The following is a 16,410-nucleotide window of genomic DNA, read 5'->3' on the forward strand; positions in this document are numbered from 1 at the left end:
ACAAAATAGCGATTATTTTACTGACATAATAAGCAATATGTGGTTTGAACAGCAACTTCCAGTATGGGAAGCTTAGGTTATTCAATATCAGACATTTCTGTGATAAACCATTGGCCGTCAATCTTTTCGCAGGTATAGCGGTAACGTTGTTTGATTAGTTTTTGTGTTTGATCTGCATAACGTACATATATTTTTTCGTTGGATAGTACGTACACTTTTTGATCTGTTGTCTGTTCAGAGGTTACTTCCAAAGATTTAGCATTTTCGCGAATACCGCGTTTGTAGTAGTTTTTGGCAAGTGAACTCTGTTGATGGTATGCATCTGCTGCAAGTACTGTTTTTAAAAATTTTGTATTACCGGTATTTATAGCATTTGTAAATGCGGAAACATAACGGCGGAACAAAGATTCGCACAGTTTATAATCTGTGGCATCTATAGTATCTTCTACGGTTATTGTATTTGAAACATTGTTGCTTGCCAGCAATACATTTGCGAAGGAGGCATTTGATTGATTGCAGGACGAGGTGTTAATAGTCAATGCCTGCTCTGCAAAGCTTTTTTCCGACAAAGAATTCATCACAAAATTATGCGAATAAAAATTTTGAGCATATACTTGTGCTAAAGTCTCGCTTATAGCTGCAGAAGATGTTTCTGATGCTTTGTTTTTTGCTGCTAAGCCAGTGCCCGTGCTGCAGGTGATGACTGTTCCAAATAGCAGCAACAGAAACATTGGAAATATCAACCATTTGTAGCGTTTCTGTGGACAGCTTAGCTCTTTGATTCGTCGTTCCATCTCCCGCCCTTTGCGACTCATTGGTACAACGGAATAACAAAAACCGCCAATCATTGGTTTTGCAGCAAGTTTGATCAATAGATTACCATATTCAAAACGCTGTTTCGAGCCAATCTGCTGCAATACCGTTTCGTCACAATATAGTTCTGCATCTTTTTTAGAACAACTGCTTGCAATCCATGCCAGCGGATTGAACCAGTAGACTGTTAATAATGCCATGCGTAGAATCGACCAGATATAATCTTTATGCTGGTAATGTACAGATTCGTGAGCAATAATATGTCGAAGTTCGTTTGGTGAGATATGGCGTGGATCCTGCTCATCCAACAAAAATGACGGGATGTAAATGGCTGGATGTCTCAAGCCGTATAAGCATGGTGTTGGAATAGTATCAACAGCAAATATATCGAGATTGCTAACTCGCGAAATAAAAACACGATATTTATGCAGCTGTTTAGTCATATGTCGATTAGACAATACAAAACACAACAACAAGAGAACCGTTCCAATTCCCCATATGGTCATGGCTATTTGCTTTATTGGAAGTGCAAGTAATAGCAATGAAAGTGAGTTATCACGACTTCTCTCCTGCTTCTGCGGCGTATTTAAGCTATGCGTTTCTTCAGAGTTTGTCATAACATTATTATGTTCGACGGTTGTGTCTTTTGTATTGTTAGCAGTTATTTCTGTATCACCAATGCTTTTGTTGGCAGATTTTTGTAACGTGAAATTTGGTGCTTTTTGCGATATCGCTGCGGGGTTATTCGCAGCGGTAGAAAGTTCTAGCTCAAGATGATCAATCGATTTTTTCATGTTATCTGCAAAGCCAAAAGGGGTTGGGATAATATTTACCGGGATCATGAAGCGAAATACAACAACAAGCCATAATGCATAAATAGCACGATAGCTGATTTTTCCACTGAATATTTTGCGTATTCCCAGTACAAATAATATTAACAAGGAAGATTCTAAAAACCATAACATAAAATCTACCATTTTCAGTTACTCCTTACTTTTTTTCGCTTTTGATTCTGCGTCTTTCAGAATCTGTTGTAATTCGTGAATGTCATCCAAAGACAGATCGTTTTGGCGTACAAGTGCACTCATCATTGTTCCTACACTTCCATCATAAATACGCTGTAAGAAATCTTTGGTTTCTTGAACAACAACATCTTCTTTGTTTACCTTTGGGAAAAAATATTTTGTTTTACCTTGCTCGTTATATCCGATAAGTCCTTTTTCACTCATACGACGAACCATTGTTGCACTGGTACTTTTGCTCCAACCATTACTTTGCTTTAACAAAGGAACTATCTGCATTAAAGGCAATGATTGTTCGGCTGTCCAAAGACAGTTCATGACATACCATTCGCTATTTGTTACTTTAATTTTATCGTTCACGCTATAACCAAACCTTTCTTTCCTATAATGAACATTATAGTTAATGTCTATTATTTTAGACTACTTAGTTTATGTTGTCAACCAAAATTATTATGCATAACAATGTATAAAGGATTCCGAAAGCGTCCCGTCCCAAAATGGATGATGCTTTGCTAAAACGAGACATCTCAGGCAATCTTTCAGGTATGTATTCATTAGAGAGTTAACAAAATAAGAAATCACATGGATAGTTTGAGCGCAGTGAAAAAAAGTGGTTGACATTGTAAATCACATCGTGTATAGTATGGTTTACAAAGTAAAATTCATGTTTGACCACAGCAAGATCATAGTTGAGAACGTAAGTAAATACTTGCACTATGACAAATTGGTTGTTGGTTTATGAGCAGAAAAGGGGGTTCGTTATGGTATTACAAAACCAAATGGTATTACAAAATCGAAAGACATTGCAAAATCAAATGGCTTTACAACAAAATAACCTATCTTTATTTCAGCAGGATAAGACACGGGAGTGGGATAAGACACGTATTCCATTGGATGCATTAAAGGGGATTGCGATTCTGGGGATTGTTTTATATCATGCCTTTCCGAGCTATGTTCCGGGTGGTTTTTTGGGAGTACCGTTGTTCTTTGTGTTATCAGGCTATTTGATGTTTACTACTACCCTACAAAAGTGGCGTAGCGGTTCCTTTCATATATGCGATTATTACCAAAATAGAATAAAAAAAATTATGTTCCCATGTTTTGTAATGGTAATGTGTGTATGTGCATATATGACAATACGTAACAGTCCACAGATGATCGGAATCCGTCAACAGGTAGCGAGTATATTTTTGGGATATAACAATTGGTGGCAGATTGCACAAAATGCATCTTATTTTGAAAAACACACAGCAAGTTCGCCATTTACACATTTATGGTATTTGTCGGTTGAAATGCAGTTTTATTTGATATGGCCACTGTTATTCTGGGGTTACTGCAGATTGAGTAAGCGTAAATATAAGGGAGATATCGTTGGTAACGCAAAGTACAGGAAGCTGGACAAAGAGGTTTACCAAAATGCAAAACGGAATGATCAGAGGAGAGGGATTGCAGGTGTGTGTTTTGGGGGACTTGCATTGTTATCGGTGTTTGCGATGATTTTACGGTATGTCCCGGGGCAGGACCCATCGCGTGTATATTATGGTACGGATACCATGGCATTTAATGTGCTCTTGGGAATACTGCTTGGCGCCCTGCGACAGAACTATTCCTTTTGGCGTGTACAATTTCCGGCATTCTGGCGTCGGATTTGTAGTGTGATCACGTTGTGCACGATCGTGGTTCTCTTCCACTTTGTTTATGGGACAGATCCGTTGTTATATCAAGGTGGGATGTTTGTGATCAGTGTGTGGTATATGTTATTGATCAACTTTATTGAGAATCATAAAAAAGCAGTCACGAATAGTTTTTGCGCAAATTGTCTGGCGGTGGTTGGAAAATACAGCTTTTACTTGTACTTATGGCATTATCCAATTTTAGTTTTATTATAGAAATATCATTAAGTAGATTGGAGGAAAAATGAAATACACAGGAAGAACATCACGAAATATAAACATAAAGGCTTTGGGGTTGCTTTTATGTATACTGGTTGCATCTTATGGAATTATAAAAGCTCCGGCTTCCGATACCAGAAAATTAGAAGCGGATCTTCGTAAAAAACAGCAACTTATAAATGAGGAGAAGGGGAAAAAAGTTGATGGTACATCTACTCTTCCATCGCAGTCAACATCTGCATTACATACTACGGTTCCGGCAAATAATATGCCGGCAGATACAGGCAAAGATATCACCATAAAGAAACATTTTGTTACCGTGATTGGAGATTCTGTCTTTTTAGGAGCATCTGTAGCGTTTCAACAACAGTGTGAAAATGCAGTTGTGGATGCGAAAATTTCCAGACAAGTGGTACAGGCTTTGGATGTTGCAAAGCAATTAGACAAGAAACACAAATTAGGGGATATTGTCATTATTGCATTGGGAACCAATAGCAACTTCAATTCAAAGAGCGGTCAAAAATTGATTGATTATTTAGGCAAGGATCGAACAATTTATTGGATCGATACTTATGGAAAACATTTAGACATTCAAAAAGATGTCAATAATACGATCCAACGGGTTGTTGCAGCCAATAAAAATGTACAGCGCATTTATTGGTCCAAAGAAGGAGAAAAACATCCGGATTGGTTTTATCAGGACGGAGTACATCTTAATCCGCACGGCGAGAAAAAATATGCTCGTTTCATTATGCAGATGATACAATCTTCTTTGGATTAATTGGCTTGATATACAGGAACCATAAGATGGTTTCCGGCGTAGATCAGATCGCTGTCTAAACTGTTATATTCTTGAATGACTTTGGCATAATCCTGAACAGAGCCAAACGCATCGCAATAATATTCGTTGGCAATGCTTGACAATGTATCAGAAGAATGAATCAATACAGAGACATAACTGATTTTTGATTGATCCACAGAGGCTTGTGCGGTACTCTCAGAAGAATTACATACTCGCACTAGTCCAAATACAAGCAGACAAGCCAAAGTTAATGTGATAAGGATTCTTTTTCCATTGTATGTTCTCATAGTACACCTCGTTTCTGCATCGCTACGATGCAATCTGGTAAATGTCAGTAATAAAGGTTTTGTATATACAGAACGCTTGTTCTGTATATAATATACTATACGAACAAATGTTTGTCAACAAAAAACGAACATATTTTCGAATTATATCGAAAAATATGTTCGTTTTTTAGATAGCGATGTCAAAAGCTATGAATTTCCATGTTTAGAAATCTGGTCTTAAAAGTTGAAATCCTCATAGTCTTCCGGTAGAAAACGATGATATATAATATGGATCTCCTCGTCCTTAAAACAATAATAATAAGGGTCGTCGCCTTCTAGAAAACGGATGCGATAGTCAAATTCTCCGCCTTTGATTTGCTTAATTTCAACAGGTTGTTCCTGTGCACGAAATAATGCAAAGATATCTTCCATTGTACATCCGTGACGACTGACAAGATCAACAAGAGATACGATAAATTCTGCCGGTTGCATATGATCGTGTACCCATTCGGATCCATCGACAGGAATACCAATGCAGAATCGTTCGTTTTGACAGGATATATCCAAAGTACCTAGTGAATCTTTGGCAAAATTTGCTTCTTTTTGCAATTTTTCTATTAATTGTTCTGCAGAGTCTGTTGTGCCTAATATATGCTGCAAGCTGCTTAAAGGGTAATATAAACGGATGGCTTCTTTTCGATAGCCGAGTTTTGCCTGTTCTTCTTTTACCAGGTCAATTAAGTTGTTCGTTAATTTTGTATAATTCATTCGAAACACCATACCTTTCTGTCTATCTTGCCAAAAGCAAAGCAGACCAAACAACGATTGTCTGATCTGCTCTTCTATTATTGTACATTATTATTGAACAATTACAAGATTAGAACTTGCCAGCGTCAGCAGCTTCCTGTACAGAAACAGCTACAGCAACTGTCATACCAACCATAGGGTTGTTACCAGCACCGATCAGTCCCATCATCTCAACGTGAGCAGGAACGGATGAAGAACCGGCAAACTGAGCATCGCTATGCATACGTCCTAATGTATCTGTCATACCATAGGAAGCAGGACCTGCTGCCATATTATCTGGATGAAGTGTACGACCTGTACCACCACCGGAAGCAACGGAGAAATATTTCTTACCCTGCTCTAAGCATTCTTTCTTGTAAGTACCAGCTACCGGATGCTGGAAACGAGTTGGGTTGGTTGAGTTACCTGTGATAGATACGTCAACGCCCTCTTTGTGCATGATAGCAACACCCTCTGGTACAGAGTTTGCACCGTAGCAGTTTACTTTAGCACGAAGACCCTCAGAATAAGATTTGCGGAATACTTCTTTTACTTCATTTGTATATGGATCAAACTCAGTTTCAACGAATGTAAAACCATTGATACGAGAGATGATCTGAGCAGCATCTTTACCAAGACCATTTAAGATAACGCGAAGAGGCTCTTTACGTACTTTGTTTGCCTTTTCTGCGATACCGATAGCACCTTCGGCAGCTGCAAAAGACTCATGTCCGGCTAAGAATGCGAAACATTTTGTCTCTTCCTCGAGGAGCATTTTACCAAGGTTACCATGTCCTAAACCTACCTTACGAGTATCAGCAACAGAACCAGGGATACAGAAAGACTGGAGTCCCTCACCGATTGCTGCTGCAGCGTCTGCTGCACGACGGCAGTTTTTCTTAATTGCAATTGCTGCACCTACAATGTATGCCCAGCATGCATTCTCAAAACAAATTGGCTGGATGCCCTTGATCTGGTTATATACATCAAGTCCAGCATCTTTTGTGATTTTTTCTGCTTCTTCAAGAGAAGAAATTCCATAACTGTTTAATACAGCGTTGATCTGGTCAATTCTTCTTTCATATGATTCAAATAATGCCATGTTATGTTTGCCTCCTTTATATTATTTTGCGATTTCTTCATCTGTTCTTGGATCGATGAGTTTCACTGCGTCGTCAACACGACCGTACTGTCCTGCAGCTTTCTCCCAAGCTGTATTAGGATCATCACCCTTCTTGATGAAGTCAGTCATTTTACCAAGGTTTACAAACTTATAACCAATGATCAAATCCTCTTCATCCAAAGCGATAGCGGTTACATAACCCTCAGCCATCTCTAAGTAACGAGGACCTTTCTTTAAGGTTCCGTACATTGTACCAACCTGAGAACGAAGTCCTTTACCAAGGTCTTCCAAACCAGCACCAATAGCAAGTCCATCCTCAGAGAATGCACTCTGTGAACGACCATAAACGATCTGTAAGAAGAGCTCTCTCATTGCTGTATTAATTGCATCGCATACAAGGTCAGTATTCAGTGCCTCCATAACCGTCAGACCCGGAAGAATCTCTGTTGCCATAGCAGCAGAATGTGTCATACCTGAGCAGCCGATTGTCTCTACTAATGCTTCTTGAATGATACCCTCTTTAACGTTAAGAGACATCTTACAAGCACCCTGCTGTGGTGCACACCAGCCTACACCATGTGTAAAACCAGAGATATCTTTTACTTCCTTTGCCTGAACCCATTTTGCTTCCTCTGGGATTGGCGCTGCACCGTGATGCACACCCTGAGCAACTGGGCACATGTTTTCTACTTCCTGTGAATAAATCATGTTTATGCTCCTTTCGATTTGCTTTTTCTCTGCAGAAATATTTCCACAGTTCTATGACCATTTTCGCACAAATTTATCAATTAGTCTACACTTTTCGCCAATATTTCTTAAAAAATCTGACGAAAAAGATGGTTAGAAATAAATGACAACGACTATATTCGCATTATATGTCTTTCTGTACGATATTTGTTTGTTTCTTAAAAATACATCCCCTTGGAATAAAACCTCGAACACTGGACAATGGGTAAACATTAGTATTGCTTCCGATCACTGTTCCCGGATTAAGAACACTGTTACATCCTACTTCTACATAATTTCCAAGAATTGCACCCATTTTTTTAAGTCCGGTATTAAGTTTTTCGCCCTGATAATTGATCGTAACTATGGTTTTGTCTGATTTTACATTAGAAGTGATGGAGCCGGCACCCATATGCGATTTAAATCCCAAAATTGAATCACCGACATAATTATAGTGTGGAACCTGGACATTATTAAACAAAATGACATTTTTTAATTCGGTAGAATTACCAACAACGCAGTTTTCGCCGACAATTGCTTTGCCACGGATAAATGCACTTTGTCTTACTTCCGTATTTTTACCAATGATGCATGGTCCTGTGATCGATGCAGTTGGTGCGATTGTTGCGGACTTAGCGATCCAGATATTGCCATCAATGCAGTCGTACTCATCTTCCGAAAGAGTTTTACCCAGTTCCAAAATAAAAGCTTCGATCTTTGGAAGCACTTCCCACGGATAATCGCAGTCGTCAAAGATATCTTTTGCTATCGTCTCCTCCATATTAAATAAATTTTTGTTTTTCATTGAATCATACATATGAAACACCTCATTTCTTATAATATACAGCTGCTTTGTCAAATTGTTGACGAAGAGCCGTTTGATTAGCAGTTTGTTTGACATATTGAACACGACGGGTAATAAAGCCGTTTAATTTGGCCATGTATTGTTCCTCTGTGATCTGCCCTTCAGCAACTTGTGTCAAGCCTAATTCCCAACTTGCAGTCAGTTCGGGATTTAGCAAAGAACGTATGGAACCATCAACAACGTCATATACCATTTCACCGAGTAATTCCGGTGTAATGATCTGTGTTTTTTTATTTAATTTCAGATATTTGATCTTGACTAGTTTACTCAAGATCTCGGCACGTGTGGCACTGGTGCCGATTCCGCTTCCCTTTATCTGTGCTCGCAGTTCCTCTTCTTCAATCAGTTGTCCTGCATTTTCCATAGCCAAAATGATCGAACCTGAGTTATAGCGCTTTGGTGGAGATGTTTCTCCTTCTTTAATAAAGAATTCTTCCACCGGAAGTGCCATTCCTTTTTTTAGATTTTGGATTGACGTGATCAGATTCTCGTCAAAAGTGACAGTTTCCATAGAATTCTCACTGTTTTTGGAAACAGATGCGTTAGTGGACATATTTTTCTTAGCAAAAGATGCAGTCGCAAGTTCCAAATAACCTTGTTTGACTAAAATCTTAAAATTTGCAAAAAATGTTTCTGTATCACGTTTTGCAGTCACCCCGATCTTTAGATATTCTGCAGGCGGATAAAAGATACAGAGAAATCGGCGGACGATCACTTCGTATACTCGTTGACTTGTCACACTTAAGTTGCCAAGTGCATTTAACCCCTGTCCGGTTGGAATGATTGCATAATGGTCCGTAATCTGCTTATCGTTTACATAACGACTTTTGGCAATCCCGGCATAGGCTTTTTGCTCCATGATCTTTGCAGCATAGGGAGCAATCAGGGAATAATTTTGTAAACCACCGATATTTTTGTATATCTCTTTGGCTACAGCAGTAGAAAGTACTCGTGCATCCGTACGGGGATATGTAACAAGCTTACGTTCATATAACTCTTGTACAATTTTTAGTGTTTCATCCGGACTGATCTTAAATAATTTGGAACATGTGTTTTGTAATTCCGCTAAATTAAAGAGCAAGGGTGGATTTTTGCGTTCTTTTTTGCGTTCTACTTTTTGAATGATCACCTGTAAAGGATCATAGGTTAAGGTTTTGCAAAGCTGTTCGGCATCTTCACGGTTTTTGAACCCATTTTCCTTATAAAGTTTCGGTGATTGGTAAAACTGGCTGCCTTCAACCGCACGCCATTCACCTTCAAATTGTTTCCCTTCCAGATTACATTTCATCAAAATACGATAAAATGGAGTCTTCACAAACTCTCTAATCTCACGTTCCCTTCGAACTACCATTCCAAGAACACAAGTCATGACACGACCGACTGAAATGGCAGACCACTTACCGGTGTTAAGGTAATCCATTACGGGACGTCCATATTTCAGTGATAATACGCGCGAAAAGTTTATACCCATCAAATAATCTTCTTTGGCTCTTAGATAGGCGGAAGCGGAAAGATTATCATATTCAGAAAGTGGTTTTGCTTCGGTAATGCCGCGCTTGATCTCCTCTTCCGTTTGGGAATCAATCCATACTCTGCGTTTGTCCTTGGTATCCGGAACATGTGCCATCTGATCTACTAAGCGGTAGATATATTCCCCTTCGCGCCCGGAATCAGTGCATACATAAATGGTAGATACATCTTCGCGATTTAAAAGACCAGCCACAATATTGAATTGTTTTTTTACATCTGGAATAAGTTCGTATAGAAATTTTTCCGGCAAAAAAGGCAGGGTTTGTAGAGTCCACTTTTTTAATGCTTTATCATAAGCATCCGGATAACTCATTGTAACCAGGTGCCCAACACACCAAGTAACAATGTAATCCTGTGACTCCATATAACCCTGTCCTGCATTGCCCGAGACGCCAAGTGTCTTAGCAAATTCCTTTGCGACACTTGGTTTCTCAGCGATAAATAATTTTTTACTCATATGCTGTTGTTACAGAAACAAAACGTTTACTGTTCCTCCCTATTTTTCGCATGAATATACTCTGCATATGTTTTTTGTCCAAATATGATCGCAACAATAACTGCTCCGGTTACGCAAACATATTTAACAATTTTTGTAACATTAATCTCAATGTTCATGGTTGATTCTCTCCAATCTTAAGCAATAAATATGTAATATATTATATTATTCATTGCTTTCTGCGTTTTCCGCATCAGAAGCAGCTTCCTCTTCCGGTTCTTCTTCTGTTGGTAATAATTCATGCATTTTCGTATTAAACTCATCTTGTGTCATAATGCCCTTTTTCACAAGTTCTTTATATTTGCGGTTAGCACGCACAATAGCAACATCGGAGTAGTTGTTTTTCTTTAGATCTTCTAAAATCTGATCTTCGATGTTTGACTTAAGAGTTGCTGCATTCTGCGCTGAGTTATCAACAGCTGGTTGAGCCGGTTGTGGTTGCACCGGATCTTGCTGCTGAACAGGTTGAGCTGGTTGAACCGGTGTCGGCTGAACAGGTTGTGCCTGCACTTGTGGCTGTGCCGGTTGAACCGGAGCCTGCTGTTGAACAGGTTGAGCCTGAACCTGAGATTGAACCGGAGTCTTTGCTGTAGCTGCAACTGGTTCTTCATCATCATAATCAATAAATGGCGACTCTGGTTTTGCTGTTGGTTGAGCCTGAATTTTAGGTTGAACCGGTGTAGCTGCCTGCTGTACTGATGCTCGCTGTTGAACAGGTTGAGCCTGAACTTGTGGCTGAACCGAAGCCTGCCGTTGAACAGGTTGAGCCTGAGGTTGAGCCTGAGGTTGAGCCTGCTGTACTGATGCTCGCTGTTGAACAGGTTGAGCCTGAACTTGAGGTTGAACCGAAGCCTGTGGCTGAATAGGTTGCGCCTGAACTTGTGGCTGTACCGAAGCCTGCGGCTGGACTGCCTGAGCTTGTGGCTGTACAGGTCTAGCCTGTGGTTGTGCTCCAGACTGAACTGGTGTAGCTGTATGTGCGACCTGAGAAACTGTAGCCTGCGTAGGCACTGCCTGTGGAGTTACCGGCTGTGAAGCTGGAGTTTCTGTTGCTGCAACTTCATCCTCTTCCTCATAGTACTCGTCATCCTCATAATATTCGTCTTCCGGATCCACATATTTACCAAGATGCTTGAGATCACTATCGTCTTTGTTGTGACCACAGGCACATGAGGTAATATAATATGCGTTGATACGACGGCAAAATCCACACTGCCATCCGCCATCGTCAATTAATTCCTGCTCGTATTCTCCAAGCTCTGTATCTTCATAAATATATTTATTTTTGACAGGCTTTGGAGCTTCCGGCTCAGGCTGAGCCGGCTGTGAAACAGTAGTCTCTACTGATGCAGCATCCTCTTTAGCCTCTTCTGCAGAAGCCATCTGTGCTGCCGGAGTCTCTAATTTCTGGCCGGTTTTTTCTACATATTCTTCATATAAACCAAGACGATTTAAATCGCTGTCTTTTTTGTTGTGTCCACAGGCGCAAGAACCAACGTAATTGGCGTTGACACGTTCACAAAATGAACACTGCCATCCTCCATCTAAAAGCAATTCTTTTTCATAATCGCTAAACTGTGGCACATTTCCTTGTTTGTCACTCATACGTACACCTCATTTCTTTCATACCTTTGTTTCCTTCTCGTTTATTCGTACAACGGATAACGGTCTGTCAAACCTTTTACGATTTCCGTTGCTTTTGCCTTATTGCCTTCCGGATCTGCAATGATCATTGCAATCGCATCAGCAACCATATCAAGATCAGCTTCGTTAAAACCTCTTGTTGTCACTGCGGCTGTTCCCAAACGGATACCACTCGTTACAAAAGGTGACTGTGGATCATTAGGAATTGTATTTTTATTACATGTGATATGTGCTGCATCCAACCATTTTTCTACGTCTTTACCTGTTAGATTTTTATCTGCAAGATCAACAAGCATCAAATGGTTATCTGTTCCGCCGGAAACAATCTTAATGCCGCGGTTTTGTAACCCCTTACAAAGTGCCTGTGCATTTTTAATAATATTTTTACCGTACTCTTTGAATTCCGGCTGTAACGCTTCTTTGAAGCAGACAGCCTTTGCTGCGATCACATGCATCAAAGGACCACCCTGAATACCCGGGAATAACGCTTTGTTAAAATTGATCTCTTTCGCAAATTCTTCGCTGGAAAGAATCATTCCACCACGAGGTCCACGTAATGTTTTGTGGGTTGTCGTCGTGGTAACATGAGCATATGGAATTGGACTCTCGTGAACACCTGCTGCTACTAAGCCGGCGATATGAGCCATATCAACCATCAAATAAGCTCCCACAGAATCTGCGATTTCGCGAAAACGCTTGAAGTCAATTTTACGAGCGTATGCACTTGCACCGGCAATGATCATTTTTGGTTTGCATTTCTTAGCAATACTTTCTACTTCATCATAATCAATGAAACCATCGTCATTTACACCATAAGGTACACAATGGAAATATTTACCGGACATATTGACCGGACTTCCATGAGTCAAGTGTCCGCCGTGATCAAGATTCATGCCCATATAGGTATCTCCCGGCTGCAGCAAAGCAAAAAATACTGTCATATTTGCCTGTGCACCGGAATGCGGCTGTACATTGGCATATGTACAATCAAATAACTTCATGGCACGATCTCTTGCAAGATCTTCAACAATATCAACGTATTCGCATCCACCATAATAGCGTTTGCCAGGGTAACCTTCCGCATATTTGTTAGTCAATGTGCTGCCCATGGCTGCCATAACCGCTTTACTTACTAAATTTTCAGAAGCGATCAATTCAATGTTATCACGCTGACGATTTGTCTCCTTGTCCATTGCTGCTGCAACTTCCGGATCAAAACGTTCTACTTCTTCAAATGAGTACATATATTATCCTCCTTTTTATATTTCATCAATTGCTTTTCCAATATCGTTACGCATATATTTATTATCAAAAGTAACCCATTCGGTTGCCTTATATGCATTTTTACGCGCTTCCTTTAATGTAGCACCTTTGGCAGTAATGCCCAATACTCTTCCACCATTGGTTACTAAACCGTCTTCCGTCAATTTTGTTCCGGCATGGAATGCATAATAACCGTCTTCCGAAGCAAAATTTTTCAGAAATGTAATCTTTTTCCCTTTTTCATAATGTTCCGGGTAGCCATCAGAAGCTAATACAACACAGACAGCCGCATTATCTTCAAATTGAAGATCCACCTGGTCTAACTTCCCGTCAATACAAGCCTCCATAACATCGATAATATCGTTTTTCATGCGAGGCAGAACAACCTGTGCCTCCGGATCGCCAAATCTTGCATTGTATTCCAATACTTTTGGACCGTCCTGCGTCATCATAAGGCCAACAAAAAGTATTCCTACGAAATCTCTTCCTTCTGCTTTCATAGCATCCATTGTTGGCTGATATATTTGTTCTTCACAGAACTTCTGAATCTCCGGCGTATAAAACGGACTAGGTGAAAATGTTCCCATTCCTCCGGTGTTTAATCCCTGATCTCCGTCTTTGGCACGTTTGTGATCTTGTGCGCTGGTCATCGGTTTGATATGTGTACCATCACAGAAGCAAAGTACAGAAGCTTCTCTACCAACCATAAAGTCTTCTATGACGATAGTGTTGCCGGCATCTCCAAATTGTTTATCTAACATTAATGAGGTAACACCTGCCTCTGCTTCCTGCAGATTTTGACAGATCAATACACCTTTTCCAAGTGCCAGACCATCTGCTTTCAACACAACCGGAAAAGTTACATTTTCTAAATAGATCAACGCTTCCTCCGGAGAATGAAATGTTTCATAATGGCAGGTTGGAATGTTGTATTTTTTCATGAGATCCTTTGAAAAACTTTTAGAGCCTTCGATGATCGCAGCATTTTTACGTGGACCAAATACGCGAAGTCCCTGCGCTTCAAATACATCGACAATGCCACCAACCAAAGGATCATCCATGCCGATGATCGTCAGATCGATCTCATTTTCTTTGGCGAATGCAGCAAGTTTATCAAATTCCATAGCAGTAATATTTACGCATTCTGCAATTTCTGCGATCCCACCATTACCAGGTGCACAGTAAATTTTATCGACACGTTTGCTCTGGGAGACACTCCAGGCAATTGCATGCTCTCTTCCGCCGCTTCCTACAATTAATACTTTCATCTTGTTTCCTCATTTCTGCATATCCTGCGATGCGTTTATTTATTCCGTGGAAATGATACTAACGGCTTACAACAGCTATACCATTCTGTACGGAAACTTTTCCTGCGCCAATCAGATCAATTGCTTCCGGAAGAATGTTCCATTCAGCTTGTTCCATCACACGTCGCTGCAGAATTTCCGGAGTATCTCCATTTTTTACTTCAACAGCTTTTTGTAAAATAATAGGACCATGATCTGCCTTTTCGTCTACAAAATGCACTGTGGCACCAGTTATCTTATTGCCACATGCCAAAACACTTTCGTGCACTTTCAATCCATAATACCCCATCCCGCAATGAGCCGGAATCAAGGATGGATGAATGTTAATGATCTTATTTGGGTAGGCTGCGATCATTTCGGATGGAACGATCACCAGATAACCTGCCAGCACAACAAGATCAATATTATATTTGTGTAGAGCATCAACCATTGCTTCGCCAAAAGCACTCCGGTTTTCGTATTCCTTTGGGGAAATACATAACGCCGGGATACCTGCATTATTTGCACGCTCCAGTGCATAAGCATCCGCTTTATTACTGATCACAACAGCAATTTGTGTGTTGTGAATTTTACCGGAATGGACGGCATCTATGATTGCCTGCAGGTTCGTTCCACCACCGGATACACATACTGCAATTTTCTGCATACTAATCCTCGTTTCAATATGTATTATTAGGACAAAAGAGAAATTCCCTTTTCACCCTCTGCGATCTCGCCTATAATATATGCTTTTTCTCCAGCCTGCTCTGCTAAAGCTACTGTCTTGTCTGCATCAGCAGCATCTACTGCAAGAAGCATACCGATACCCATATTATAAGTGTTATACATCATCTCTTTGGAAATGTTGCCTTCTTTTGCCAACATGTCAAAGATCGGTGGAATCTCGTAACTTCCCACTTTGATATTTGCATGTGCATTTTCATGAAGCATACGCGGAATATTCTCATAAAAACCACCGCCTGTAATATGGCTGCAGCCTTTGATCGTTACGCCACCCTCTTTGATCGTGCGCAGTGCCTTCACATAAATCACAGTAGGTGTTAATAATGTTTCACCAAGTGATTTTCCGCCAAGAGACTCGTATGTTTTATTCAAGCTTTCTTTTTTCATTTCGAACACTTTGCGAACCAAAGAATATCCATTGCTGTGAATACCGGAAGAAGCAATTCCAACCAGCACATCACCTTTTGCAATTGTTTTACCTGTGATCATATTTTTGCGGTCAACAACACCAACCGCAAAACCGGCAAGATCATACTCATCTACCGGATAAAATCCAGGCATTTCTGCAGTCTCACCACCGATCAAAGCTGCACCGGACTGTTTGCAGCCGTTTGCCACACCGGATACGATGGAAGCAATCTTTTCCGGTTCATTCTTGCCACAGGCAATATAATCAAGGAAGAATAACGGTTCACCACCTGCACAGGCGATGTCATTAACACACATTGCGACACAATCAATACCAACGGTATCGTGGCGATCCATTTCAAATGCCACTTTCAATTTGGTGCCAACGCCATCTGTTCCGGATACTAAAGTAGGCTGTTCCATTGTCTTGAACGCCTCCATAGAAAATGCTCCTGAAAATCCACCGATATCAGTAAGCACTTCACTGCGCATCGTTCCGGCAATATGCTCTTTCATCAGTTCTACCGCTTTATATCCGGCTTCAATGTCTACTCCCGCATTCTTGTAATCCATGTTTTCCTCATTTCTGCGTTGCAATCGTAATAGTATTATATAAATCGGGAAATATCCCATAATGCAATTCATCGCAGGCAACGCACTACAACAAATGTATTGCATAAACATAGCAAATCTACTTTATTGTAGCACAATTCCTACTGTTTGTCATTGTAATTTTCCAAAAAA

At 40.2% G+C, this 16,410-nt stretch carries 16 protein-coding genes; 2 read left to right on the top strand and 14 right to left on the bottom strand.

The annotated features are described in order from the left end of the window. Window positions 1–77: 77 nt before the first annotated feature. The gene (locus tag ACSAJE_RS02240; RefSeq protein WP_458009562.1) at window positions 78–1,790 is read right to left on the bottom strand and encodes a M56 family metallopeptidase; all 1,713 of its coding nucleotides are present in this window, start codon (window positions 1,788–1,790) and stop codon (window positions 78–80) included. 6 nt (window positions 1,791–1,796) lie between these two features. Beyond that, a complete protein-coding gene (locus tag ACSAJE_RS02245) occupies window positions 1,797–2,195 on the bottom strand; it encodes a BlaI/MecI/CopY family transcriptional regulator (RefSeq protein WP_022026165.1) in 399 nt (132 codons plus the stop codon). Between the two features lie 401 nt (window positions 2,196–2,596). Here ACSAJE_RS02245 and ACSAJE_RS02250 point away from each other — a divergent pair, with 401 nt between their 5' ends. Together ACSAJE_RS02250 and ACSAJE_RS02255 are read left to right on the top strand one after the other, a co-directional pair. Continuing rightward, window positions 2,597–3,724, top strand: a complete 1,128-nt coding sequence (locus ACSAJE_RS02250) for an acyltransferase family protein (protein ID WP_458009563.1) — start codon at window positions 2,597–2,599, stop codon at window positions 3,722–3,724. Between the two features lie 28 nt (window positions 3,725–3,752). Next, the gene (locus ACSAJE_RS02255) at window positions 3,753–4,508 is read left to right on the top strand and encodes a hypothetical protein (protein ID WP_118690194.1); all 756 of its coding nucleotides are present in this window, start codon (window positions 3,753–3,755) and stop codon (window positions 4,506–4,508) included. Here ACSAJE_RS02255 and ACSAJE_RS02260 read toward each other — a convergent pair. The 12 genes from ACSAJE_RS02260 to purM all read right to left on the bottom strand — a co-directional run bounded on the left by ACSAJE_RS02260 (window position 4,505) and on the right by purM (window position 16,239). Continuing rightward, on the bottom strand, window positions 4,505–4,816 hold the full coding sequence (locus ACSAJE_RS02260) for a LysM peptidoglycan-binding domain-containing protein (RefSeq protein WP_118690195.1): 312 nt from the start codon (window positions 4,814–4,816) through the stop codon (window positions 4,505–4,507). The genes ACSAJE_RS02255 and ACSAJE_RS02260 overlap by 4 nt on opposite strands. Before the next feature lie 216 nt (window positions 4,817–5,032). Further along, window positions 5,033–5,563 (bottom strand): DUF3877 family protein, encoded by a 531-nt coding sequence (locus ACSAJE_RS02265; RefSeq protein ID WP_458009564.1) that lies wholly within the window; start codon window positions 5,561–5,563, stop codon window positions 5,033–5,035. Window positions 5,564–5,672: 109 nt separating this feature from the next. Continuing rightward, entirely contained in the window at window positions 5,673–6,683 is a 1,011-nt protein-coding gene (locus ACSAJE_RS02270; protein ID WP_022026170.1) for a GGGtGRT protein, read from the bottom strand. 21 nt (window positions 6,684–6,704) lie between these two features. Further along, window positions 6,705–7,412 carry an iron-sulfur cluster assembly scaffold protein gene (locus tag ACSAJE_RS02275; protein ID WP_118690197.1) on the bottom strand — a complete coding sequence of 236 codons (708 nt, stop codon included), beginning with the start codon at window positions 7,410–7,412 and terminating at the stop codon, window positions 6,705–6,707. 163 nt (window positions 7,413–7,575) lie between these two features. Next, the gene (locus ACSAJE_RS02280) at window positions 7,576–8,235 is read right to left on the bottom strand and encodes an acyltransferase (protein ID WP_458010043.1); all 660 of its coding nucleotides are present in this window, start codon (window positions 8,233–8,235) and stop codon (window positions 7,576–7,578) included. 22 nt (window positions 8,236–8,257) lie between these two features. Beyond that, window positions 8,258–10,282, bottom strand: coding sequence for a DNA topoisomerase (locus ACSAJE_RS02285; protein ID WP_022026173.1), 2,025 nt, complete (start codon window positions 10,280–10,282; stop codon window positions 8,258–8,260). Window positions 10,283–10,308: 26 nt separating this feature from the next. Then, window positions 10,309–10,440, bottom strand: a complete 132-nt coding sequence (locus tag ACSAJE_RS02290; protein WP_022026174.1) for a hypothetical protein — start codon at window positions 10,438–10,440, stop codon at window positions 10,309–10,311. Window positions 10,441–10,486: 46 nt separating this feature from the next. Beyond that, window positions 10,487–11,926, bottom strand: a complete 1,440-nt coding sequence (locus ACSAJE_RS02295) for an SHOCT domain-containing protein (protein WP_458009565.1) — start codon at window positions 11,924–11,926, stop codon at window positions 10,487–10,489. A gap of 41 nt (window positions 11,927–11,967) precedes the next feature. Beyond that, window positions 11,968–13,209 carry a serine hydroxymethyltransferase gene (gene glyA / locus ACSAJE_RS02300; RefSeq protein ID WP_022025385.1) on the bottom strand — a complete coding sequence of 414 codons (1,242 nt, stop codon included), beginning with the start codon at window positions 13,207–13,209 and terminating at the stop codon, window positions 11,968–11,970. Between the two features lie 15 nt (window positions 13,210–13,224). Next, window positions 13,225–14,496: a phosphoribosylamine--glycine ligase gene (gene purD / locus ACSAJE_RS02305; protein ID WP_458009566.1), complete on the bottom strand. Its 1,272-nt coding sequence runs from the start codon at window positions 14,494–14,496 to the stop codon at window positions 13,225–13,227. Window positions 14,497–14,554: 58 nt separating this feature from the next. Next, complete coding sequence (gene purN, locus ACSAJE_RS02310) at window positions 14,555–15,181, bottom strand: phosphoribosylglycinamide formyltransferase (protein ID WP_022025383.1); 627 nt, start codon at window positions 15,179–15,181, stop codon at window positions 14,555–14,557. 26 nt (window positions 15,182–15,207) lie between these two features. Next, entirely contained in the window at window positions 15,208–16,239 is a 1,032-nt protein-coding gene (gene purM / locus ACSAJE_RS02315) for a phosphoribosylformylglycinamidine cyclo-ligase (protein ID WP_458009567.1), read from the bottom strand. Window positions 16,240–16,410 lie beyond the last annotated feature (171 nt).

Source organism: Jutongia sp. SJQ-6 (genome assembly GCF_054161275.1).